Raw genomic sequence first — 20,847 nt, 5'->3', positions numbered from 1 at the left:
CGCGGACACCGGATCAGGGCCGCCGTGCCCGGTAGAGATCGCGGATCAGGGCGATCTCGGCCCCGTGGTGCAGCAGTTCCTGGTTGACCCACCAGGCGATGTCGACGAACGGCTCCTCCGCGTCGCTGCCGTGGGGGTAGGTGCAGTACCCCACGGTGTCCAGGGCCGCTTCGTCGACGCTCAACAGCGCGTCGTGCCAGGCCGCCGCGGCGGAGTCGAAGCCCGCGAGCGCTCCCGCGGCCCCGCCCTCGACGCGCTGGTCGGTCCGGGTCAGCGCGCGGCTCCCGGCGGTGTGGTCGGCCCGCAGGGCGAGCATCTCGGTGAGGTGGCTCAGCCGCCACGCGATCGTGGTGAACGGCGGCGGCCAGGGGTGTGGATAGGCCGCCGCGTCGCGCCCCCAGTCACCCGCGCCGGCCAGTGCGGTCGCCCGCGGGCCGGGCCCGTCCGTGCGGCGCCGCACCGACCAGCAGTCCGGTACCGGCTCCCAGAGGTACTCCTCGTCCGTCAGGGGGCCGTCGACCACGGTGTCCGACCCGTCGCCGCTGTCCATGACGGGCCCGGCCAGGCGGCCGGAGAGGCGGGTGCGGGCGAAGTCGAACTGGGCCAGCAGGGGGATCAGACGGGGTGGGGTCACTGGAGGGCGCTCCTGTCGTCAGCGGTGGCGGTGGCCGCGGCGGTGGTCGTCTCGGTGGGGGCCTCGGCGCCGGTCTCGGTGCCGCCGCCGGTTTCCACCCAGTCAACCAGTTCGATGATCACACCATTGGGGTCGGCCACCAGGAACACCCGCTCCCCCCAGGGCTCCACGCGCGGCTCCATGGCGATCGGGACGCCCTCCGCGCGCAGTCGCTCGTACTCGGCGGGCAGGTCGGCCACGGTGAACGCGAGCAGTACTCCGGCGGCGTGCTGTTCGCGGAGGCCCTCGGGAAGCACCTCCAGGCCGCGCCGTACGAAGATCACGTTCGGGCCGTCGGGGTGGGAGAGGGAGGTGAACCCGTCGGCCGCCATCGTTTCCTTGAATCCGAAATGCCTGGCCAGGAAGGCGGAAGAGGTGGTGGCGTCCTCGACGGTGAGGCAGATGGCGGTGTCGGTGATCCGCGTGGGGTCCTCCTGGTATCGTGGCTCGGAGTTTCATTATACACAGTATTCTATACGGCGTAGAAGATTAAATGAGCGGGCTGCCGGAAGGCGGCGGAAAGGGGTCGGGAGTGGCCACGGACAGGAGCGGCGCGGGCGATCCCGTTCGCACGTTGGAGCTGCTGTGGCGCGAGCCGGGGCAGGGGGCGCCCAGCGGGCGGCGCGGGCCCCGGCAGGGCCTGACCGTCGACGCCGTCGTCGACGGCGCGATCGCGCTGGCCGACGAGGCGGCGAGCGAGGGGCGGTCGGGGCTGGCCGCGCTGACGATGCGGGCACTGGCCCAACGGCTGGGGGTCACCCCCATGACCCTCTACACCTACGTGCCCGGCAAGGCCGAACTGCTCGACCTGATGCTGGATGCGGCGTACCTGGCCATGGACCGTGCCGGGCCGGGCCCCGACGGGTCCTGGCGGGAGAAGGTCACCCGCGTCGCCGCGGACAACCGCGCGCTGTTCCTGCGTCACCCGTGGACCGCCGAGCTGTCCGTCACCCGCCCCCCGCTGGGGCCCGGCGTGATCGGCAAGTACGAGTACGAGCTCGCGGCCTTCGAGGGCATCGGCCTCACCGACGTGGAGATGGACGCCGCCCTGACCCACCTCCTCGGCTTCGTCCACGCCCAGGCCCTGGCCGCCGCCGACGCCGCCGCGCACAACGCGCACCAGAGCGACCAGGAGTGGTGGGAACTCAGCGCCCCGCTGCTGGAGCGGGCCATGGACCCGGAGCGCTACCCCCTTGCCGGGCGGGTCGGCAGCGCGGTCGGCGGGTACAGCCCCGAGACCGTGTGGGACTTCGGCCTGCGCTGCGTCCTCGACGGGATCGCCCGGCTGCTGGAGCGGGACTGACGGCAGGCGCGCCCTACCGGTAGCCGGTGGGGTCCGCCGGGAGGTCCGGGTCCTGCACCTCGACCATGTACCGCCAGGCGTCCGGCCGGCTGCCGTCCACGTCGGTGAAGCCGTAGACCCCTGCCAGCTGCCCGCTGGAGAGCGACTGCCCGTTCCAGCGCGACAGTTCCGGGTCGGCGGCCAGCGCGGCGACCGCGCGGCCGACGTAGAACGGGGTCTCCGAGATGCCGAAGTGCGGGACCGTGGTCAGCGCGTCCCGCCAATTCGCCTCGGTGACACCGAAGTTGTCCAGCATCATCTCCGACCGGAGCCAGCCCGGGGTCAGGGCCACCGCCGTCGCCCCGCGCGGGCCGACCTCGTGTCCGAGCGCGAACGCCATGCGCAGCACCGCCGACTTGGCGATGTCGTAGAAGAAGGAGACCCGGTAGCGGCTCGCGTTGTACTCCGCCGTGCCGTCCGTCATCTCCACCACCAGTCCGCCCGGCTCGCGCAGCAGCAGGGGGAGCGCGTAGTGGCTGGTCACCGCGTGGGTCTCGACGGCCAGCCGCAGCAGCCGCAGTCCCTTGTCCAGGTCGTGTTCCCAGACCGTGCTCTCCCATTCGAAGAGCCGCTCGCCGCCCCAGATGTCGTTCACCAGGACATCGAGCCGGCCCTGCTCCGAGTCGATCCGCCCGACGAGGGCCTCGACCTGCTCGGGTACCAGATGGTCCGCCACCACCGCGATCCCGTGTCCGCCGGCCTCCGTCACCAGCTCGGCCGTCTCCTCGATCGTCTCGGACCGGTCGTACTCCGAGCGCCTGCCCCGGGTGCTGCGCCCGCTCACGTACACGGTCGCGCCCCGGGCACCCAACTCGACCGCGATGCCCCTGCCCGCGCCACGGGTGGCCCCGGCCACCAGGGCCACCTTGCCTGCGAGAGTCCGTTCTGCCTCCGTCATGACCGCGACCCTACGACGCCCGCGCGCGGCGGGGGCGGTGCGGCGCGCCTGCGGATCCGTGAGACGGGGAGGGTGCGGCCTTGAACAACCGGCCCCGGAGGCCGCACTGTTGGCTGAGATCCGTTCGTATTGTCAGGAGACAGGTTTGTCCATCGACCCCGCGCCCCCGTACGTCATCGACCCCGCCGGCGGCTGCCCGCACGCCCTCAACGCGCGGCTGCGCGCCCAGGGGGCCGTGGCCGAGGTGGTGCTGCCCGGTGGAGTTCCTGGAGCGGTCGTCCTCGGTCACGAGGCGCTGAGGGAGTTCCTCGCCCACCCCGATGTGGCCAAGGACGCCCGGCACTTCCCCGCCCTGCACGACGGCACCATCCCCCCGGACTGGCCGCTGCGCGTCTTCGCCAACGCCCAGGGCATGCACACCGCCGACGCCGCCGACCACCGCCGGCTGCGCTCCCTGGTGGGCAACGCCTTCACCGTCCGCCAGGTCGCGCGGCTGCGCCCCCGCATCGAGGAGCTGACGGCCGCTCTGCTCGGCGATCTGGAGCGGGCGGCCGAGGCCTCCCCGGACGGGGTGGCGGACCTGCGCACGCACGTCGCGCTCCCGCTCCCGATGAGCGTGATCTGCGAGCTCCTCGGGGTGGACCCCGAGCACCGGGGGCGGCTGCACGAGCTGTCCAACACCGTCATCGTCGCCACCGACAAGACCCCGGCCGAGGTCATGGCGGCCCTGCGCGAGCTCGTCGAGCTGATCGCCACCATCGCCGCCGCCCGCCGGGCCGATCCGGGCGAGGACCTGACGAGCGCGCTGATCGCCGCCCGCGACGACGACGGCGACCGGCTCAGCGAGGCCGAGCTCACCGGCACCATGAGGCTGATGCTGGTCGCGGGCCACGAGACCACGCTCAACCTGATCAGCAACGCCGTACGCGCCCTGTGCACCCACCGCGACCAGCTCGCGCTGGTCCTGGAGGGGAAGGCCACCTGGTCGGACGTGGTCGACGAGACCCTGCGCTTCGACGCTCCGGTCAGCTGGTTCCCCTTCCGCTATCCGACCCGCGATCTGACCATCGACGGGACCGTGATCCCGCGGGGCACCCCGGTCCTCGCCGGCTACACGGCGGCCGGCCGCGACGAGGCCTTCCACGGCTCGGACGCCGACCGCTTCGACCTGACCCGCCCCACCGCGGCCCGCAACCTCTCCTTCGGACACGGCGCCCACTACTGCGTCGGAGCCCCGCTCGCCAGGCTGGAGGCCACCATCGCCCTGGAAGCCCTCTTCGCCCGCTTCCCGGACCTGGACCTGGCCGTGCCCGAAGCCGAACTCCCGCACCAGCGCAGCTTCGTAGGCAACAGCGTCGAATCGCTGCCGGTCCGCCTACGGGGCTTCGGACGGCGGTGAGATCTCCGTACTGAGCCACCCCAGTGCGTCGGGGTACATCGCGATCCAGGTCTGGAAGTTGTGTCCGCCCAGAGGGCGGACCAGCGTCTTGACCCGGACCCCGGAGTTCCGGGCCGCCTTCGTGAAGTCGGCCAGCTGCTGCGGCGGGCTGTCCTTGTCCTGGGCGGACGTGGCGAGGAACAGCCCGACGTCCGTATTCTTCTCGTGCGTGACCAGCCACATCGGGCTGTTGCGCTCGCGCAGCACCGGATCGGACAGCACGTCCGGGTCGCCCGTCAGCGGATCCGGGTCCAGGGCCGCGCCCGCCCGGAACGCCTTCGGGTACTGGAGCGGCAGTTTGGCGGCGCAGAACGCCCCGGTGGAGATGCCCATCAGCCCCCACCCCTTGGGCTCGGGGAGCGTGCGGAAGTTCTTGGCGACCAGATCCGGCACGTCCTCGGCGAGCCAGCTCGCCACCTTCCGCTGCGGGGTGTCCGTGCAGTCGGTGTTCACCCCGCCCGGGTACAGGTCGGGGATCACCAGGATGAAGGGGTGCGCCGCGCCGAGCTGGACGAGCTGCTCCAGCGCGCCGGGCATGTCGCCGACGTCGAGCCAGGAGCGGGGCGAGCCCGGATAGCCGTGCAGCAGCATCAGCACGGGGAACCGGGTCTTGTCCGCGCCCGGTGCGTCGTACTCCGGGGGAGTCCACACGATCACCTGGCCGGCGAGCTTCGAGTGGGAGCCGCGGAAGTACGTGGTGCGGGTGCCGTCGCCGCCGAGGGTGAACTTGGCCCGCCCCAGCGGCGGCCCGGTCATGGGGGAGTCGTTCTGCCCGGCTTCGGTGCCCAGCAGGTCGTCCCAGGAGGAGTAGAGGCCGTAGCTCCCGTTGATCCAGGTGGCCACCACGCAGATGGCGGTGAGCTGGCACAGGCCGATCATCAGCAGCCGGGCCGGCCAGCGCACCCAGCGGGGGCCGGGGATCCGGTTCCACAGGAGCAGCGCGGCGAGCATCGCGAGTCCGGTGACGACGATCAGCGTGATGAGGAACGACGTACTGGTCAGCTCCACTGCGCCGGCTCCTGACGTACGACGGAATGATGGAGAATTCCGGACAATACGCCAAATCTACGATGCGCACCGCCCCGGGGAGGGGCGGTGCGCATCGTGTCGGGCCCGGTGCCGCCGGACGGGTAGTCGCCTCAGACGAGGAAGCGGTACCGGCGGACCGGCGCGGTCCGGCGCCAGGCCCGGCCGAGCCCGAAGTGGTTGCCCGCGGCGGTCGTGGCCACCACGGCCCCGGCCACCGCGAGGATCCAGTGGTCGTCGGTGAGGGGGTTGGTCGCGGGCAGCATCGCGACGAGCCACATGAAGCCCATCATCAGCGCGCAGGACGCGGCGGCGATGCGGGTGCCGATGCCGAGCAGGAACGCCAGGCCGATGCCGAGCAGGCCCGTCATGAAGATCGCGTCAAGCCAGCCGGCGCCGGCTGCCGAGTCGAAGGTGTGCGCGAAGGGGCCCTTCGTCCCGTGCAGCAGGAATCCCTCGGTGGGCGAGCCGCCGTTGATGACGGACTTGGCCGACGGAGTGCTGAATCCGAGCCCGAACAGCTTGTCCAGGAAGGGTCAGATGAAGGTCCAGGCGACCAGGACGCGCAGGGCGGCGAGGGCGATGCGGGCCGGCAGGGCGAGTGTGGGACCGCTCTCGCCGCCGTTCTCGGCTCCGGTTGCCCAGGCGGCCGCGCCAGGGGTGGTGATCTTGTGAGGAGGGGTGAGCAGAGCGGCCATGACGTGCACCTTTGTCCGTTGCCGGGATCTTGTGAATGCATTCACAATCTATGATCCTTATCTGGCGTGAACGTGCGGCGAAGATCCCGAACCGGGGGGCCGTGAGGCCTCGCAGGTCAGGACCTTGGTCCTGGGGTAGATTCACCGCCTGTTCACCTGCGCGGTTCCGGGGCTTTCGGGCGGGCTGGTGTCGTATGCGGCATGATCGACGGGGATATGCGTAACACGCGGAAGATGACGAAAGGGACCGGTCTGCGGATCCGTTCCACAGTGCGGTCCGGAATCTCGCCGGTGACTCCGGCGCGCGCGGGCTACCAGGTCAAGTTGCTGGTGGACCCGGACCGGGTGCTCGACGCCGACGGCCTGCCCACGGCCGCCGCGGCGGCCGCGCTGTCGCTCGGCGCGCCCGGCCGCTTCGAGGTCGCCCAGTACATGGACGACGCCGGGCGCAGCCTGAACGGCCAGGGCTGGATCGTCCGCATCCGGCGCCACGACGACGAGAACCGGATCCGCCTCGCCTACAAGGCCCGCTTCGACATCGAGGGCGACGGTGCGGACCCGGCCGCCGTGCGACGCGTCATGGACCAGGCCTCCGGACACAACTTCTGCGCGGGCGACGGCAATTACTCCGTCCAGGTCAACCTGAGCCACACCCGCGCCACCCTCGACTTCACCAACAAGAAGTGCCGTCCGGTCCCGGGCCTGGCGCCCGGCGAGCTGCCCGGGCTCGACGCCTCCCGCGCACTCGTCCTGGACCGCCTCCCCGGAAAGCTCGCCAAGTGGGGTGCGAAGCCTGCCGGTTGGGCGGAGTCGGTCACCGCTTCATCCCGGCTCCACGGTCCCGTAAGACAGGCCAACTATCCTGGGCGGATGCTCGATCACGCGATGGAGACGCAAGTCAGCCGGCTGCGGACCGCCTCCGGCGAGCTGGCCTGGTTCGCCGAGGTCACCGCCAAGGGGCGCACCCTGCGCGACGCGGTCGAGCTGCGCTCCGACCTGATGGGCAAGCTCCGCGCCGAGGGCTGGCTGCTGGAGCGGGACGCCTTCAAGACCGACCTCATCCTCGGCCGGTGAACACCTCCCAGGCCGCGCCGATACGCGTGGCCCACCTGGCCGACCTGCACATAGGCTCCGCCCTGTACGGGCTGGTGGACTACCCCGGGGCGCCCGCGATAGACGGGCGCGAAGCCCCGTACGAGGCCCTGCGCGCGGCCGTGCGCCGCATCGTCGAGGGCGGCTACGACGCGGTGCTCATCGCCGGGGACGTCTTCGACCGCCGCCACTGCGACGCCCGGGCGCTCGCCGCCTGCCAGGACGCGCTCGGCGCCTTCCACGAGGCGGGCCTGCGCACCGTGGTGGTCTCGGGCAACCACGACGCCGAGTCCCCGCTGCCGCACAAACTGCACCTCCCGCCCTCGGTGCGCTGGCTCGGCGCCGACGCCCCCGAGTCGGTGACCTGGCCCGATCTCGGCATCACCGTCCACGGCCAGTCGGTGGCGGAGCCCGACGAACGCCGCGACCTCGCGGCCGGCTTCCCGCCCGCGATACCCGGCGCCGTCAACATAGGGCTGCTGCACACCAGCCTGCACGGAGCCTGGAGCCGCCGGATCTGCGCGCCGGCCGACCCGCGGACGCTGGCCCGCGCCGGCTACGACTACTGGGCGCTGGGCCACGTCCACCACCGGCTGGTCCCCGGCGCCGGCTCCTTCGCCGCCTACCCGGGCAACACGCACGCCCGCGGACCCGCGGAGTCCGGCGGCCGCGGATTCACCGAGCTGCTGATCGGGGACTCCCTCGCGGACCCGGACCCGGACCAGTACCGGGGCCCCGACCTGGCCCCGGGCTCCTCCGGCAGTGGCCGCCGGATCCGTACCCTCCCCGTGGACACCGCCCCGGTGCGGTACGAGACGCTCCACCTCCCGCACCGGGACACCGCCGAGGCCGACCTCAAGGACCGGTTCGCCGCGGTCCCGGAGCCGTCCGGGGGCGGCGCCGTCGTCTGGACCCTCAGCTCGGCCACCGCCCCCGGCCTCCTCCACGAGGCCCGGGCCCTGGCCGGCCCGGCCGCCATGGTCTGCCCGGCCGAGGGCCTGCCCACCGCCTGCTGACCCCCGCCCACCGCCCGCTGCCCACCGCCTGCCGCCTGCCGAACGGGCAGGGCACAACGGCCGGGAAAAAGGGACCAAAGCCCGCACGGGCCCCCGAAATGCATTGTTAGGGTCGCCTTACTCCATTCGAACGCAAAGTGGTCGGCCGCTGCCTGCCCGAGCGAAAGGGCAGGTGAGGCATGCGTGGACACCGCGCTACGGTCCTGCGGTCGCTGGGCCTCGTCGTGCTGGCGGCCCTGCTGCTCCTCACGGTCGGGGCGAGCCTGATGACCGGCTCCGGACACGTCGCGGCAGCCGACCTGCTGCCCGCGCTCCTCCACCCCGACCGGACGGACAAGGCCCAGCTGATCCTGCTGGAGGTCCGGATCCCGCGCACGGCCGCCGGGCTCCTCGCCGGAGCCGCCCTCGGCCTGGCCGGCACGGTCATGCAGGGCATCGCCCGCAACCCGCTCGCGGACCCGGGCATCCTCGGCGTCAACGCGGGCGCCTCCGCGGCCGTCGTCTTCGCCCTCAGCGTCCTGGGCATGACGGACCCCGCGCACTACATCTGGTTCGGGTTCCTCGGAGCCCTCGTCGCCTCCCTCCTCGTCTTCACCATCGGGTCCCTGGGCCGCGACGGCGCCACCCCGGTCAAGCTGACCCTGGCCGGCGCCGCGACCGGCGCGGCCCTGCTCTCGCTGACCACGTCGATGCTGCTCACCGACTCCAAGTCCTTCGACCAGTACCGGTTCTGGCAGGTCGGCTCACTGACGGGACGCGACCCCGCCGTCCTGTGGCAGGCCCTCCCGTTCATCGCCGTCGGAGCCCTCGTCGCGCTGCTGCTCGGATCGCGGCTGAACGCACTCGCCCTCGGCGACGACATCGCCCGGGCGCTCGGACAGCGCGTCGGCCCGACCCGCGCCCTGTGCGCGGTGGTCGTGGTCCTGCTCTGCGGGGCCGCCACCGTCGTGGCCGGCCCCATCGCCTTCCTCGGCCTCGTCGTCCCGCACGCCGTGCGCCTGTGCACCGGTCCGGACCACCGCTGGATCCTCCCGTACAGCGCTCTCGCGGCTCCCGTGCTGCTGCTCGTGGCGGACATCACCGGCCGCCTGATCGCCCGGCCCGGCGAGGTCCAGGCCGGCATCGTGACGGCCGCCATCGGCGCCGTCCCCTTCGTCCTGCTGGTCCGCCGACGGAAGGCGGCCGGACTGTGACCGCCTCCCGGCCCCTCTCGACGCGGCCCCTCCCGACGGACACCCCCGAGCCCCACGCCCCGGCCGGTTCCCGCGCCGAGGCCGCCGCCACGCTGCGTACGATCCGCCGGGCGCGGCGCACCCGCGGACGCACCGTCACGCTCGCGCTGACGGCCGCGATCATCACCGTCTTCTGCGCGGCCCTCTGCGTCGGTGACCTCGCCGTACCGCTGCGCGACGTCATCGGCGCCCTCACCGGTACGGCGGACCCCGGGGCCCACTTCATCGTGGTCGAGCTGCGCCTGCCGCGGGTCCTGCTCGGTCTGCTCGTGGGCGCCGCCTTCGGCCTGTCCGGCGCCCTCTTCCAAGCCCTGCTGCGCAACCCCCTCGCCAGTCCCGACGTCATCGGGATCAGCCAGGGCGCGAGTGCGGCGGCCGTCCTGGCCTCCCTCGGGTTCGCGCTCAGCGGCCTCGCGCTGTCCGCGGCGGCGCTGGCCGGAGCTCTGCTCAGCGCCGCCCTCATCCACGCGCTCGCCCGTCGCGGGCACGTCTCCGGCGCACGCTTCGTCCTCGTCGGAGTCGGCATCGGCGCCGCCCTGTCGAGCATCACCTCCTACCTGCTGACCAGCTCCCAGGTGACCGCGGCCCAGAACGCCTTCCTCTGGCTCACCGGCAGCCTCAACGGCAGCACCCTGGCCCAGCTGTGGCCCCTCCTCGGAGCCCTCCTGGTGCTGCTGCCGCTCACCGCCGTGGCCGCCCGGGACCTGGAGACGCTGCGTCTGGGAGACGACACCGCCGCCGGCCTCGGCACCCCCGTGGCACGCTCGCGCCTGGCCCTGCTCGGCTGCGCCGTGGCCCTCGCGGGCGTCGCCACGGCTGCGGCGGGACCCGTGGCCTTCGTCGCCTTCGTCTCCGCGCCGATCGCCCGCCGGCTCGCCCCCACCTCCGGGGCGGCCCTGGTGCCGGCCGCGCTCACCGGAGCCCTGCTGGTGATCGTCGCCGACTTCGCCGCGCAGCACCTGCTCTGGTCGAGCCAGTTCCCCGTCGGAGTCGTCACCAGCCTCATCGGGGCCCCGTACCTGCTGTGGCTGCTGGCCCGCGCCAACAGGACGGGACGCCTCGGATGACCCGTACCGCCGGCACCGCGCCGCCCGCCCCCGGACCGGCGACCGGGGCCACCCGTCACGACAAGGACGACAAGGAAACCGACATGCCCTGCGGCGGACCCACCCTGGGAACGCGTGACATCCGGCTCGGCTACGACGGCCGCGAGATCGTCCACGGCCTCACGCTCGACATCCCGCCGGGCCGGATCACGATGATCGTCGGCCCCAACGCCTGCGGGAAGTCCACGCTGCTGCGCTCCATGGCCCGGCTGCTCCCCCCGCTGTCCGGGAGCGTCCTGCTCGACGGCCGGGACATCCACACCCTGGCGACGCGCGAGGTCGCCGCGCGCCTCGGCATCCTGCCCCAGACCCCGGTCGCCCCCGACGGGATCACCGTGGCCGACCTCGTCGGCCGCGGCCGCTACCCGCACCAGGGCTGGTTCCGGCGGTGGACCTCCGAGGACGACACGGCCGTCGCCGACGCCCTGCTGGCCACCGACGTGCTCGAACTCGCCGACCGCTCCGTCGACGAGCTCTCCGGCGGCCAGCGCCAGCGCGTCTGGATCGCCATGGCCCTCGCCCAGCGCACCGAGATCCTGCTGCTCGACGAGCCCACCACCTACCTCGACGTGAGCCACCAGCTCGACGTCCTCGACCTCCTCGTCGACCTCAACCAGGGCCACGGCACCACCATCGCCGTCGTCCTGCACGACCTGAACCTCGCCTGCCGCTACGCCGACCACATCGTCGCGCTGCGCGACGGCCGGGTCATCGCGGAGGGCCCGCCCGCCGAAGTGGTCACGGAGGAACTGGTGACCCGAGCCTTCGGCATGCGCTGCACGCTCGTCCCCGACCCGGTCTCCGGAACTCCCCTGATCGTCCCCATCGGCCGTCACCGCACCGACCGGACGAGCCCCTGAGCGGTCCGGCACCGCCTTCTCTCCCCGTACGACGCCCATCCCCGAAACCCGAACGAGGTTGCATCCCGCATGACCCGCATGACCCGCACCGCCGCGCCCCGGAACCGCCGTACGAAGACCGTGATCGCCCTCGCCGCCGCGACGGCCCTGGCCACCGCCCTCGGCGCGTGCTCCGCCGGCTCCAAGGACGACAAGGCCACCGCTCCCGCGGCCGGCGCCGGGTTCCCCGCCAAGGTCGCCACCAAGTTCGGTGAGATCACCGTCGGCAAGAAGCCCCAGCGCGTCGTCGCCCTCGGCTGGGGCGACGCCGAGACCGCGCTGGCCCTGGGCGTACAGCCGGTCGGCGCCAGCGACTGGCTCGCCTTCGGCGGCGACGGCACCGGCCCCTGGGCCAAGGGCCTCTACACCAAGAGCCCCCAGAAGATCGGCACCATGGAGCCGGAGTACGAGAAGATCGCGGCCCTCAAGCCCGACCTGATCCTCGACACCAAGTCGAGCGGCGACCAGAAGCGTTACGACACCCTCAGCAAGATCGCCCCGACCATCGGCGTCCCGAAGGGCGGAGACCAGTACCTGACCAACTGGGAGACCCAGACCGGGATGGTCGCGGACGCCCTGGGCCTGCACGACAAGGGCAAGGAACTCGTCGACGCCGTCGAGGGCAAGTTCAAGGCGGCCGTGGCACAGCACCCCGAGTTCCAGGGCAAGACCGTCACCGCGGGCTCCCTCACCAGCGTCGGCTACGGCGCCTACGTCCACGGCAGCGGCCGCGTCGACTTCCTGGAGCGCCTCGGCTTCAAGAACAACCCGAAGGTCGACGCCAAGGCGGGGGGCTCGTTCTTCACCGAGTTCTCCCGCGAGGACCTGGACATGCTCGATGCCGACCTCATGATCATGGTGCCGATCGGGGTGCCCGCCGCCAAGGCCAAGGACGACGCCCTCTTCAAGGAGATCCCCGTCGTCAAGGCCGGCCACGACCTCGTCTTCGAACCCGAGTCGACCCTCAGCTCGGCCTTCGCGACCGACTCCGTCCTCTCCGTCTCCTACGCCCTGGACCAGGTCGTTCCCGAGATCGCCAAGGCCCTGAAGTAGCGGAGCCGGCCGACTCGCCGGGGGAGCCCCGCACGTCGGGACCACGACCGGCGGCCGCTTCGGGTCCTACCCCCGCACCCGGACCGTCACCCTGTGCAGGCCGGTGGCGCCGTCCGGGAGGGTTCCGGCGCGTTCCGCCGTCTGTACGGCGCCCGTGCCGTCCGTGGCCCGGACCTCCAGGGTGTGCCCGCCCGGAGCCGCCTCCCAGGGCCACACCCACTGGCGCCAGGTGTCGTTCCCGTCCGCCGTCCCGAGCCGGGCCTCCCGCCACGGGCCCCCGTCCACCCGTACCTCGACCCGCGCGATGCCCCGGTGCAGCGCCCACGCCACCCCGGCGACGGCCACCGGGCCCGCCGCGACCTCGGCCGAGGAGCGCGGGGTGTCGATGCGCGACTGGGTCTTGACCGGCGCCCGCTGCGCCCAGGACCGGCGGACCCAGTACGCGTCGTACGCGGCGAAGGTGGTGAGCCGCAGCTCGCGCAGCCACTTGCACGCGGAGACGTACCCGTACAGGCCCGGCACGATCATCCGTACGGGGAAGCCGTGCCGGAAGGCGAGCGGTTCGCCGTTCATGCCCACGGCCAGCAGCGCCTCCCGGCCGTCCATCACGGTCTCGACCGGGGTGCCGAGGGTCATCCCGTCCACCGAGCGGGCCACGAGCTGGTCGGCGCGGCCGCCCTGCGAGGGCGGTCGCACCCCCGCCTCGCGGAGCAGATCGGCGAGGCGCACGCCCAGCCAGCGGGCATTGCCCGCGTACGGGCCCCCGACCTCGTTCGACACGCAGGTGAGGGTGGCGTCGTGCTCGACCAGGGGCCGGTCGAGCAGCTCCCGCAGGCTCAGGGTGAGGGGCCGGGAGACCCCCTCCCCGTGCACGGTGAGCCGCCAGGTGTCCGCGTCCAGGCGGGGGATCACCAGGGCGGTGTCCACCCGGTAGAACTCCCGGTCGGGGGTGATGAACCGGGTGGCCCCGGGGATCCGCAGGTCCGAACCGGCCGGGACCGGTGGGGCCGCCACGGCGGGCGGCGGCAGGACGAGCCCGGCCCGCGAGGCCGTGGCTCCGGCGTCTCCGAAGGCGCCGAGCCGCCGCCCGGCGTACCCGGCTCCGGCGGAGAGGGCCAGGACGGCGACGGCGAGACGGCCGAAGCCGCGCCGGTCCAGGGCGCCGGGCGGGCGGGCCCCCGAGGGCCGCGGATGGGGCCGCGGGATGGCTCTGACCAGCACGTACAGCACTCCGGCGGCAGCGGCCCCGCCCACCAGCGAGGGCAGCGCGTCCTGCCAGGAGGCCTCCGGCCGGGTGAGCGCGGCCGCCGCGCCGAGCACGCCGAAAGCGGCCGCGAGCGCCGTGCCCGCGGCCGGGCGGCGTACGGCGAGCAGCCCGGCCGCGATCGCCACGGCCGCCAGCACGGCGCCGATGCCCAGGGTCAGGACCAGCTTGTCCTCCGTACCGAAGCTGCGGATCGCCCACTCCTTGACCGCGGCCGGGGTGGCGTCGACCACGGTCCCGCCGACGGCGGTGAGCGGGGCCGCCTCGGGCCGGACGGCCGCCGCGACCAGCTGGGCCAGGGCCAGCCCGGCGAAGCCGGCGAGCAGCCCCGCGACGGCGCCGAGGGCGTACCGGGAGCGCCCGCCGGGGTCGTCCGGCCCCGCTTTCGTACGGATCATGCGCAGTCACCGCCCGCGCGCCGCTCGGTGGGATGGACCCCCAGGTACCAGGGTGCCTCCGAAGCGGGGGTCCGCGCCCGGCAAGATCCGAAAGAGACGACCTAGGCGAGCGGGTGCACGGCCCGCTCCGCGGCCCGCCGGGCCATGGCCGCGAGGCGGCTCTCCGGATCGGCCGGATCGGCCGGGCCCGCCGTCCGGTGGGTGGCGATCTGCCGGCGCTTGCGCAGTTCGACGATTCCGTCGGTGAGGTGCTCCCGCGGATCGGAGCGGTACCACGGCTGCTGCTCCCGGTCCGCGGGCGGCCGTAAGCGGCCGGTGGTGGCCGGGCCGGCGGGTGCGGGACCAGGTGCGAGGGCAGGCGCGGTGCCGGGCCCGGCGGGAGGCGAGGCGCTCCCATCGGCGGGGGGCGCCGGCAGCTCCAGCGTCGCGGAGGTGCGGTACGGGTCGGTCTCGGACATGGCGGGCGTCCTTCCGGCGGTGGCGGCGTCGGAAAGGGCGGTCGCCGGACGATGGCTCCGGTGACCGCCCCTGCTCCGTTTCCGGCAGTGTCCTTCAGTGAACCCGGTGCCGCGCTAGAGCGTCGGGCAGTCGGCCCGGTTGTCCCCCGGGCGGGTGGGGAGCCTCCCCCCGGAGGGTGAGCGCCGCTTCATCGGAGGATCCCCACCTCCCTCGTGACGTAGGTCAGTTGACGGCGGGAAGGGTGGCGGCGATGCCGGACGCCAGGGCGTACGGGTCGCCGGTCGGCCGGGTCGGGTGGCGGGTGGTGAGCCTGGCCCAGTCGTCCTCGAAGGCGTGCCAGTCGATCGCCCTCGGCGCCGCGCGCCGCACCAGGGCCTCCTCCAGCGAGGCGAAGTAGGAGGACCAGCGCCGGGCGTACAACTCGCTGACCAGACCGCTCCATTCGCGGTTCGCGTAGTCGTGCAGGAAGCCGCCCTCGCTGGTGCTCTGCCGCCCCCACACGCTGAGGATCGAGCGGGCGTCGTACTCGTACCGGTCCTGCTCGGCCTCGTCCGCGCCGTGCGCGCGGGCCGCCGACAGCCAGGAGCCGAGCAGGAAGTTCGGATCGGAGCCGACGAGCGCGTCCAACTGCTGCTCCCCGTGCGCCCATTCGGCGGTCAGCTCGCGGAACAGGGCCAGGTCCCGGGCCTCGTAGGCGGCCTTGATCCGGGGCAGCAGCACCCGCGAGTGATTGGCCAGGGCCTGCCGGGCGGTGTCGACCAGGTCGAAGCGGTAGGCGCTGGAGCCGCGGAGCCGGGGGGCCACCTTGAGCAGGTGGTCCAGGGCCTGGCGCACCGAACCCGCCGGATACCGCATGGCCTTGGGGCTCCAGTAGGCCGATCCCACGGCCGTCAGGCTCGGCCGGGCGGTGAACAGGCTGTCCTGGGACTCCGACCACAGCCCCGAGGAGGTGCTGTACGGGCCCTTGCGCAGCTCCTCCCAGGCCGCGGCGGCCTGGGCGTCCGGAGCCCCGTACCGGCGGGCCGCGAAGTCGGCGAACCACTTCTGCTGGTCGACGGGGCCGGGCTCCCACGCCAGATCGGTGAAGAGGTCGAAGGCCGCCGGATTGGTCCCGGTGGCCTCGGGGAGGTAGGCGATGCCGGTCAGCGCGCTGTCGGGCTTCGCGCGCCAGGACTCGAACCGGTCGATCCACACCGAGGTGTTGGCGCCGATCGTCGTGTGCCCGCCGAAGTTGTAGATCGAGCCGATGGCGTACGAGGTCCCCCCCCAACGGGTCTCGCGGTCCAGCCGGTTGTACCGGTCGGAGAGCCCGTCCAGGATCAGCAGCTTCGAGGTGTCCACCCCGGCCAGGAGCTCCTTGGTCGGATCGTCCTGCCAGCCCAGCACCGCCCACAGGGCCCCCGGATGCGCCGCCCACAGGGCCTGCTGCACGGCTCCGGCGGCCGCCTTGACGTCCACCGAACCGGTCTGGCCGCCCTCGTGCAGCGGGCTCATCCGGTACATCGTGCTGTCCCCGAACAGCGCGCGCTGCTCGGCGTAGTACGCGGCGGCCAGTGTGGCGAAGGGCGGCGACATCGGGTCGAGCCAGTCGGGCCGGTCGAAGCCCGCCCAGTCGCCCTGCGGGACCGTGATCGCCCCCGGGTTGCGTCCGGCGAAGGCCGGCGGCACCGTCCCGAAGTAGCCCGGCAGGACCGGGGTCATGCCGAGTCCGCGCAGCTGCTCGGCGATCTTCCCGCCCAACTCGGCGCGCCCGCGCATCAGTTCCTCGGACACCGGACCGCCGAAGCCGCTCAGGTTCTGCAGCAGCCACCAGCTCTGGTGACCTGGACCCGGGATCCACTCCCGCAGCTCCTCGGCGGTGTAGCCGAACCGCTGGAGCGCCTTGTAGTACGGGTACTCGGCGCCGACCTGGACGAACACCTCGTTGATGCCGTGCAGGGCGAGCAGGTCGACCTGGCGCTGGTGCTCCTCGAAGGTGCGGTACGGGCCGCTGTACCCGTCGTCGGTGTCGTTCAGTGCGTACCGGTGAGCCACCTGCGCGCTGCGGGTGACCGGCGACGGCACCGCCGGCAGCTCGGCGGGCAGCAGGCCGATGCTGTCCCCGGGCCAGCCGATGTCGGCTCCGGCCACGTGCTGGAGGTACCAGCCGACCCCGGTGAGCAGGGTGGCGCCGGTGGAACCCCGGACGGTGATCCGGCCCGCCGTGCCGGACACGGTGAAGGTGTCGGGCCCGGCTCCCGCGTCGGGCACCAGCGTGAACTGCCCGGCGTGGCGCGGCAGCAGCCGCTGCAGCGAGGCCCGCGCGGGGGCGGCGTCGAAGACCCGCGGCCGGGCCGGGGGCGTCGCCGCGGTGTGTCCCGCGCCGGCCGTCGCGGGGGAGCGGGCGGGGGCTCCGGCCGTGGGAGCCGTCGCGCCGGGGGCCGCCCCGGCGGCGGTCAGGGTGAGCAGGGCCGCGGGCAGCGCGGCCAGGGTGACCCGGTGGCGCACCCGCCGGGCGGCCCGGCCGCGTCGTGGGAGGGGGACCGGCATGCGCGTCGTCCTTGTTTCTGTCGGCTCCGCCCGCTCAGGCGCTGCGGCCGGCTCGCTCGGCTCGGTGGGTGGGTGCTTCCTCGTCTGGCGCCTCGTCGGCTTCCCCATGGGGCGGGCCGTCAGACCGGCAGGGCCCACGCCTGGTCGACCTGGTGGTCGCCGCAGGGCGTCAGCCGCAGCCGCTCGGCGGGGGTGCCCGGTTCGACCGGGGCCGCCGCGGGGGCGGGAGCCGTCAGGCAGAGTCCGCTCGCGTCGTCGATCAGGGCCCCGTCCCGGCGGGGGGTCCAGCTCTGGCCCGCCGCGCGGCGCTGCCGCCCGTCCGCGCAGCCGGCCAGCTCCACGAGGCCCTCCTCGCCCGCCGACAGGCAGGCACCGGCCAGGCGCAGGCTGCTGTCCCGGCCCACGGTCCAGCGCTGGTCGGGTGCGCCCGTACAGGCGGCCATCACGACGGCGCCGACGCCGGTGGTGTTCACCCCGTCGGCGCAGGCGGCGTTCGTGCCGGCGCCCCGGCCGGCGATCTGCCCGGTCGGCACGGCCTCGGCGCAGCCGGTGCGCGGGGTGAGCCGCCAGACGCCCGTGTCGTGCGGGGCCAGCGTTCCGGTCAGGGTCTCGGACAGCTCGCGGGTCTCACCGTTCCACAGGTTCTTCGACTCGACGGTGCAGGAGTCCAGCCCGAGCTCGTCGAGCGGTACGCGGATGTCGCGGGCGGCGCCGGACCGGTTGAGCACGGCGACCGCGCGGTCCCCGTTCGCCAGCGGCCGCACCAGGATGTCGAAGGTGGCGTTCGAGGAGACCACCGCGCCCTGGCGGCCCATCGGGTCCTGGTCCAGCGCGATCAGATCGGTGTTGCCGAGGGCGGCGAGCCCCTCCGCGGAGAGCTCGGAGACCTGCGAGGACAGGATGAACGGCGCGGCCATCATGGCCCACAGGCCGACCTGGCTGCGGCTCTCCGCCGCGGTGAGCCCGGGGGCGCCGGCGATCAGGAAGTCGGGGTCGTTCCAGTTGCCGGGGCCGGCGTACCGGCCGAGCCAGCGGTTGTAGCCGTAGTTGCCCATGACCGAGCTCCAGCGCGAGGTGTCCGGGGCGGTCGGCTTGTAGACCTTGATGTCCTTGCCCTCGCGCCACAGCTGGCCGGTCTCGCCGACCCAGTCGATCACCTTGTGCCAGTCGGATCCGCCCCACTCTCCCTGCTGGAAGTAGGCGGGCGCCGAGGCGGACAGCGCCATGTCCCGGCCGCTGCCGCGCAGCGCCCTGGCCACGGAGTTGTACGCGTCCCGGTAGGCCTGCTCCTTGGTCTTGCCCTCGGGCACCCAGAGGTTGCAGCCGTCCATCTTGACGTAGTCCACCTTCCAGGAGGCGAACTGCCGCGCGTCGCGGGCGTAGTGGTCGGGGCCGCCGCCCTCGGGGGAGCCACTGCCGGGGTAGCGCTCGCAGGTGAGGGAGCCGGCGTCCTGGTAGATGCCGAACTTCAGCTTCCTGGCGTGCAGGTACGCGCCGAGCCAGGCCATCCCGTGCGGGAACTTCTGCGTGTCGACCACCAGATTGCCGTCCGCGTCACGGCTCTTGGTCATCCAGCAGTCGTCGATGGTGACGGTGTCGTACCCCTTGGCTGCCAGGCCGGTGGCCACGAGCGCGTCCGCGTTCGCCACGACCTTGGCCTCGTCGATGTCGCACATGTAGTGCGCCCAGTTGTTCCAGCCCATGGGCGGGGTGAGCGCGAGCGGGGTGTCCGACGTCGCGTGGGGCTCGGCCGTCGCCGGGGCGGGGCAGAGCGCGAGGGCGAGCAGGGCGGCCGCGGTCAGACAGGGGAGCGACGCACGCAGGCGAGGCGGCACGGAGTCTCCTTGACGTGGGGGCTGTCGAGGGCTCAGTGCAGCGGTGTGACTACCCGCTGTCAACATAAGTCGGGGGTTATGGACCAATGACCAGCAATATGGGTGTAGTCGAGCGCGCGCGAAGGAGGTAACGCGCCGCTCGATACGCTGGATGTGACAGTGGCTGATACGGTGTATCTCATGCCGAGAAGGTCAGCCGCCCTGGACCGCGCCACACCCGCGACGATCGCCGCCGCCGCCCTGCGGATCATCGACGAGCAGGGGCCCGCCGCGCTCAGTTTCCGCGCGCTCGCCGAGCGGCTCGACGTCTCGCACGCCACCGTCCAGCGCCGGTGCGCCGACCTCGCCGGCCTGCTCGACCTCTGCACCGAGCACCTCGCCGCCCAGCTGCCCGAGATCCCGGCCGCGGTGGGCTGGGCCGGAGCCACCGAGCAGCGGTTCAGCGCGCTCTACCGGCTCCTCGCGGCCCACCCCGGGCTGATGATCCTGCGCGGCGGCCGCCCCTGGCTGGGCCGGCAGCTGCTCGCCCGGCTCGTGGAGCCGGCGCTCGCCGACAGCGTGGCCGCCGGGATGACCCCCGCCGAGGCGATGACCGCGTACCGGCGGATGTACCTGCTGACCCTGGGCAGCGCGGCCTTCGTCGACCACCGGGACCCGGCCGCCGCCACCGCCGCCTCGCGCGGGGCACTGGCCGCCCTGGACCCCGCCGAGTTCCCCGTGCTCTCGGCCGGGATGGCCGACGTACTGCCCGCGCTGACCGACCACGAGGTGTACTACGGCGCCCTGCGGCAGCTGATCGAGGCGAACCGGCCCGTGGGGGCCTGAGGCAGAGCCGGAGCCAGAGCCAGAGCCAAGAGTTTCGAACGACAGGAGTGCGGGTCCATGGAACAGCAGCTCGACGCGGTGTCCCTCGACTACGGCGCCGTACGCGCCGCCGCCGGCCGGATCGCCGGGGCCGTGCGGCCCGTCACGGTGGTGCCGGCGGGCGGAGGGATCTCGTACGCCCTGGAGTACCTCCAGCACACCGGCTCCTTCAAGGCACGCGGAGCCCGCAACTTCCTCGCCGCCCACCGCGCCGCCGGCACCCTCCCCGGCGCCGGGGTCACCATCGCCTCCGGCGGCAACGCCGGGCTCGCCTGCGCCTGGGCGGCCCGCGCCGAGGGAGTGACCGCCACCGTGTTCCTGCCGGCCACGGCCCCGCGGGTGAAGGTGGAGCGGCTGCGCGGCTACGGGGCGGACGTACGGCTCGTCGGCGACCGGTACGCCGAAGCGCTCGCCGCCTGCCGGGAGTTCGCGGCCGGGAGCGGGGCGCTGAGCAGCCACGCGTACGACCATCCGCTCATCGCCGCGGGCGCCGGGACCCTGCTCGACGAGATCCGCACCGCCCTGCCCGGCCTGGACACGGTCGTCGTCGCGGTCGGCGGAGGCGGGCTGTTCGCGGGCATCGCGACCGCCGCGCGGGAACACGGCGTACGGGTCGTCGCGGCCGAGCCGGAGAACTGCCGGGCCCTGAACGCGGCCCTCGAAGCCGGCCGGCTCGTGGACGTCCCGGTGGACTCGGTGGCCTCCGACTCCCTCGGGGCCACCCGGGTCTCCGCGGACGCGCTCGCCGCCGTCCGTGAGCCGAACGCCGTGTCCGTCCTGGTCCCCGACTCGGCGATCGTCGCCGCCCGGCGCGCGCTCTGGGACGAACACCGCATCGTCGTCGAAGCGGGCGCCGCGACCGCCCTGGCGGCCGTACGCACCGCACCCGGACCGCTCGGCGAGCGGGTCGCCGTGGTGCTCTGCGGGGCCAACACCGACCCGGCGGACCTGGGTACGGTGCCGGCCTAGGAGCCCTGCCCCCGGCCCCTGCACCCGGCCCCTGTCCGCGGCCGGCCCCCGGCCGC

The 20,847-nt window shown here is 73.6% G+C and carries 20 protein-coding genes; 10 read left to right on the top strand and 10 right to left on the bottom strand.

Annotated elements, in window-relative coordinates; all coding sequences use genetic code 11:
- Positions 1-13 precede the first annotated feature (13 nt).
- Positions 14-634, bottom strand: coding sequence for a DinB family protein (locus OG435_RS38800; RefSeq protein ID WP_266884468.1), 621 nt, complete (start codon positions 632-634; stop codon positions 14-16).
- Positions 631-1,077: a VOC family protein gene (locus tag OG435_RS38795; RefSeq protein WP_266886468.1), complete on the bottom strand. Its 447-nt coding sequence runs from the start codon at positions 1,075-1,077 to the stop codon at positions 631-633. Before OG435_RS38795 ends, OG435_RS38800 begins: the two co-directional genes overlap by 4 nt.
- 128 nt (positions 1,078-1,205) lie before the next feature.
- Between OG435_RS38795 and OG435_RS38790 the strand changes: the two genes are divergently transcribed.
- Positions 1,206-1,976 (top strand): TetR/AcrR family transcriptional regulator, encoded by a 771-nt coding sequence (locus OG435_RS38790; protein ID WP_266884466.1) that lies wholly within the window; start codon positions 1,206-1,208, stop codon positions 1,974-1,976.
- A gap of 13 nt (positions 1,977-1,989) precedes the next feature.
- Here OG435_RS38790 and OG435_RS38785 read toward each other — a convergent pair whose 3' ends face one another.
- Positions 1,990-2,913, bottom strand: a complete 924-nt coding sequence (locus tag OG435_RS38785) for an SDR family oxidoreductase (RefSeq protein ID WP_266884464.1) — start codon at positions 2,911-2,913, stop codon at positions 1,990-1,992.
- 151 nt (positions 2,914-3,064) lie between these two features.
- Between OG435_RS38785 and OG435_RS38780 the strand changes: the two genes are divergently transcribed.
- Positions 3,065-4,312, top strand: coding sequence for a cytochrome P450 family protein (locus tag OG435_RS38780; protein ID WP_266886466.1), 1,248 nt, complete (start codon positions 3,065-3,067; stop codon positions 4,310-4,312).
- Here the strand turns inward: OG435_RS38780 and OG435_RS38775 are convergent.
- The 3 genes from OG435_RS38775 to OG435_RS38765 form a co-directional block, all read right to left on the bottom strand.
- Positions 4,289-5,359 carry an alpha/beta hydrolase gene (locus tag OG435_RS38775; RefSeq protein ID WP_266884462.1) on the bottom strand — a complete coding sequence of 357 codons (1,071 nt, stop codon included), beginning with the start codon at positions 5,357-5,359 and terminating at the stop codon, positions 4,289-4,291. The genes OG435_RS38780 and OG435_RS38775 overlap by 24 nt on opposite strands.
- Before the next feature lie 131 nt (positions 5,360-5,490).
- Positions 5,491-5,748, bottom strand: a complete 258-nt coding sequence (locus tag OG435_RS38770; protein ID WP_266884460.1) for a hypothetical protein — start codon at positions 5,746-5,748, stop codon at positions 5,491-5,493.
- 165 nt (positions 5,749-5,913) lie between these two features.
- Positions 5,914-6,075: a hypothetical protein gene (locus tag OG435_RS38765; protein WP_266884458.1), complete on the bottom strand. Its 162-nt coding sequence runs from the start codon at positions 6,073-6,075 to the stop codon at positions 5,914-5,916.
- A 234-nt stretch (positions 6,076-6,309) separates the two neighbouring features.
- Between OG435_RS38765 and OG435_RS38760 the strand changes: the two genes are divergently transcribed.
- The 6 genes from OG435_RS38760 (at position 6,310) to OG435_RS38735 (ending at position 12,473) form a co-directional block, all read left to right on the top strand.
- Positions 6,310-7,149, top strand: a complete 840-nt coding sequence (locus OG435_RS38760; RefSeq protein WP_266884456.1) for a hypothetical protein — start codon at positions 6,310-6,312, stop codon at positions 7,147-7,149.
- Positions 7,146-8,183 (top strand): metallophosphoesterase family protein, encoded by a 1,038-nt coding sequence (locus tag OG435_RS38755; protein WP_266884454.1) that lies wholly within the window; start codon positions 7,146-7,148, stop codon positions 8,181-8,183. Before OG435_RS38760 ends, OG435_RS38755 begins: the two co-directional genes overlap by 4 nt.
- 179 nt (positions 8,184-8,362) lie before the next feature.
- A complete protein-coding gene (locus OG435_RS38750; RefSeq protein WP_266884452.1) occupies positions 8,363-9,376 on the top strand; it encodes a FecCD family ABC transporter permease in 1,014 nt (337 codons plus the stop codon).
- A 101-nt stretch (positions 9,377-9,477) separates the two neighbouring features.
- The gene (locus OG435_RS38745) at positions 9,478-10,482 is read left to right on the top strand and encodes a FecCD family ABC transporter permease (RefSeq protein ID WP_430625845.1); all 1,005 of its coding nucleotides are present in this window, start codon (positions 9,478-9,480) and stop codon (positions 10,480-10,482) included.
- Positions 10,483-10,565: 83 nt separating this feature from the next.
- Positions 10,566-11,381 (top strand): ABC transporter ATP-binding protein, encoded by an 816-nt coding sequence (locus OG435_RS38740; protein WP_266886462.1) that lies wholly within the window; start codon positions 10,566-10,568, stop codon positions 11,379-11,381.
- A gap of 78 nt (positions 11,382-11,459) precedes the next feature.
- Complete coding sequence (locus tag OG435_RS38735; RefSeq protein ID WP_266886460.1) at positions 11,460-12,473, top strand: iron-siderophore ABC transporter substrate-binding protein; 1,014 nt, start codon at positions 11,460-11,462, stop codon at positions 12,471-12,473.
- 66 nt (positions 12,474-12,539) lie between these two features.
- Here the strand turns inward: OG435_RS38735 and OG435_RS38730 are convergent, their stop codons facing one another.
- The 4 genes from OG435_RS38730 to OG435_RS38715 form a co-directional block, all read right to left on the bottom strand.
- A complete protein-coding gene (locus tag OG435_RS38730) occupies positions 12,540-14,135 on the bottom strand; it encodes a molybdopterin-dependent oxidoreductase (protein ID WP_266884450.1) in 1,596 nt (531 codons plus the stop codon).
- Positions 14,136-14,236: 101 nt separating this feature from the next.
- Positions 14,237-14,593, bottom strand: coding sequence for a hypothetical protein (locus OG435_RS38725; protein WP_266884448.1), 357 nt, complete (start codon positions 14,591-14,593; stop codon positions 14,237-14,239).
- Positions 14,594-14,816: 223 nt separating this feature from the next.
- Positions 14,817-17,123 carry an alpha-N-acetylglucosaminidase gene (locus OG435_RS38720; protein ID WP_266884446.1) on the bottom strand — a complete coding sequence of 769 codons (2,307 nt, stop codon included), beginning with the start codon at positions 17,121-17,123 and terminating at the stop codon, positions 14,817-14,819.
- A gap of 119 nt (positions 17,124-17,242) precedes the next feature.
- A complete protein-coding gene (locus OG435_RS38715) occupies positions 17,243-18,958 on the bottom strand; it encodes a ricin-type beta-trefoil lectin domain protein (protein WP_266884444.1) in 1,716 nt (571 codons plus the stop codon).
- 180 nt (positions 18,959-19,138) lie between these two features.
- Between OG435_RS38715 and OG435_RS38710 the strand changes: the two genes are divergently transcribed.
- A complete protein-coding gene (locus tag OG435_RS38710) occupies positions 19,139-19,783 on the top strand; it encodes a TetR family transcriptional regulator (protein WP_266884442.1) in 645 nt (214 codons plus the stop codon).
- Between the two features lie 57 nt (positions 19,784-19,840).
- On the top strand, positions 19,841-20,791 hold the full coding sequence (locus OG435_RS38705; protein ID WP_266884440.1) for a serine/threonine dehydratase: 951 nt from the start codon (positions 19,841-19,843) through the stop codon (positions 20,789-20,791).
- Positions 20,792-20,847 lie beyond the last annotated feature (56 nt).

The organism is Streptomyces sp. NBC_01264 (assembly GCF_026340675.1).
Classification (GTDB): Bacteria; Actinomycetota; Actinomycetes; order Streptomycetales; family Streptomycetaceae; genus Streptomyces.
Note: the sequence above shows the minus strand (reverse complement) of the source record. Positions and strands in the feature narration are given on the sequence as shown.

Bases quoted from the DNA above. Each gene is read 5' to 3' on its own strand.
- OG435_RS38785 (WP_266884464.1), bottom strand. From the start codon at position 2,913: ATGACGGAGGCAGAACGGACTCTCGCAGGCAAGGTGGCCCTGGTGGCC.
- OG435_RS38770 (WP_266884460.1), bottom strand. From the start codon at position 5,748: ATGACGGGCCTGCTCGGCATCGGCCTGGCGTTCCTGCTCGGCATCGGC.
- OG435_RS38765 (WP_266884458.1), bottom strand. From the start codon at position 6,075: ATGGCCGCTCTGCTCACCCCTCCTCACAAGATCACCACCCCTGGCGCG.
- OG435_RS38760 (WP_266884456.1), top strand. From the start codon at position 6,310: ATGACGAAAGGGACCGGTCTGCGGATCCGTTCCACAGTGCGGTCCGGA.
- OG435_RS38750 (WP_266884452.1), top strand. From the start codon at position 8,363: ATGCGTGGACACCGCGCTACGGTCCTGCGGTCGCTGGGCCTCGTCGTG.
- OG435_RS38740 (WP_266886462.1), top strand. From the start codon at position 10,566: ATGCCCTGCGGCGGACCCACCCTGGGAACGCGTGACATCCGGCTCGGC.
- OG435_RS38735 (WP_266886460.1), top strand. From the start codon at position 11,460: ATGACCCGCACCGCCGCGCCCCGGAACCGCCGTACGAAGACCGTGATC.
- OG435_RS38730 (WP_266884450.1), bottom strand. From the start codon at position 14,135: ATGATCCGTACGAAAGCGGGGCCGGACGACCCCGGCGGGCGCTCCCGG.
- OG435_RS38725 (WP_266884448.1), bottom strand. From the start codon at position 14,593: ATGTCCGAGACCGACCCGTACCGCACCTCCGCGACGCTGGAGCTGCCG.
- OG435_RS38720 (WP_266884446.1), bottom strand. From the start codon at position 17,123: ATGCCGGTCCCCCTCCCACGACGCGGCCGGGCCGCCCGGCGGGTGCGC.
- OG435_RS38710 (WP_266884442.1), top strand. From the start codon at position 19,139: ATGCCGAGAAGGTCAGCCGCCCTGGACCGCGCCACACCCGCGACGATC.
- OG435_RS38705 (WP_266884440.1), top strand. From the start codon at position 19,841: ATGGAACAGCAGCTCGACGCGGTGTCCCTCGACTACGGCGCCGTACGC.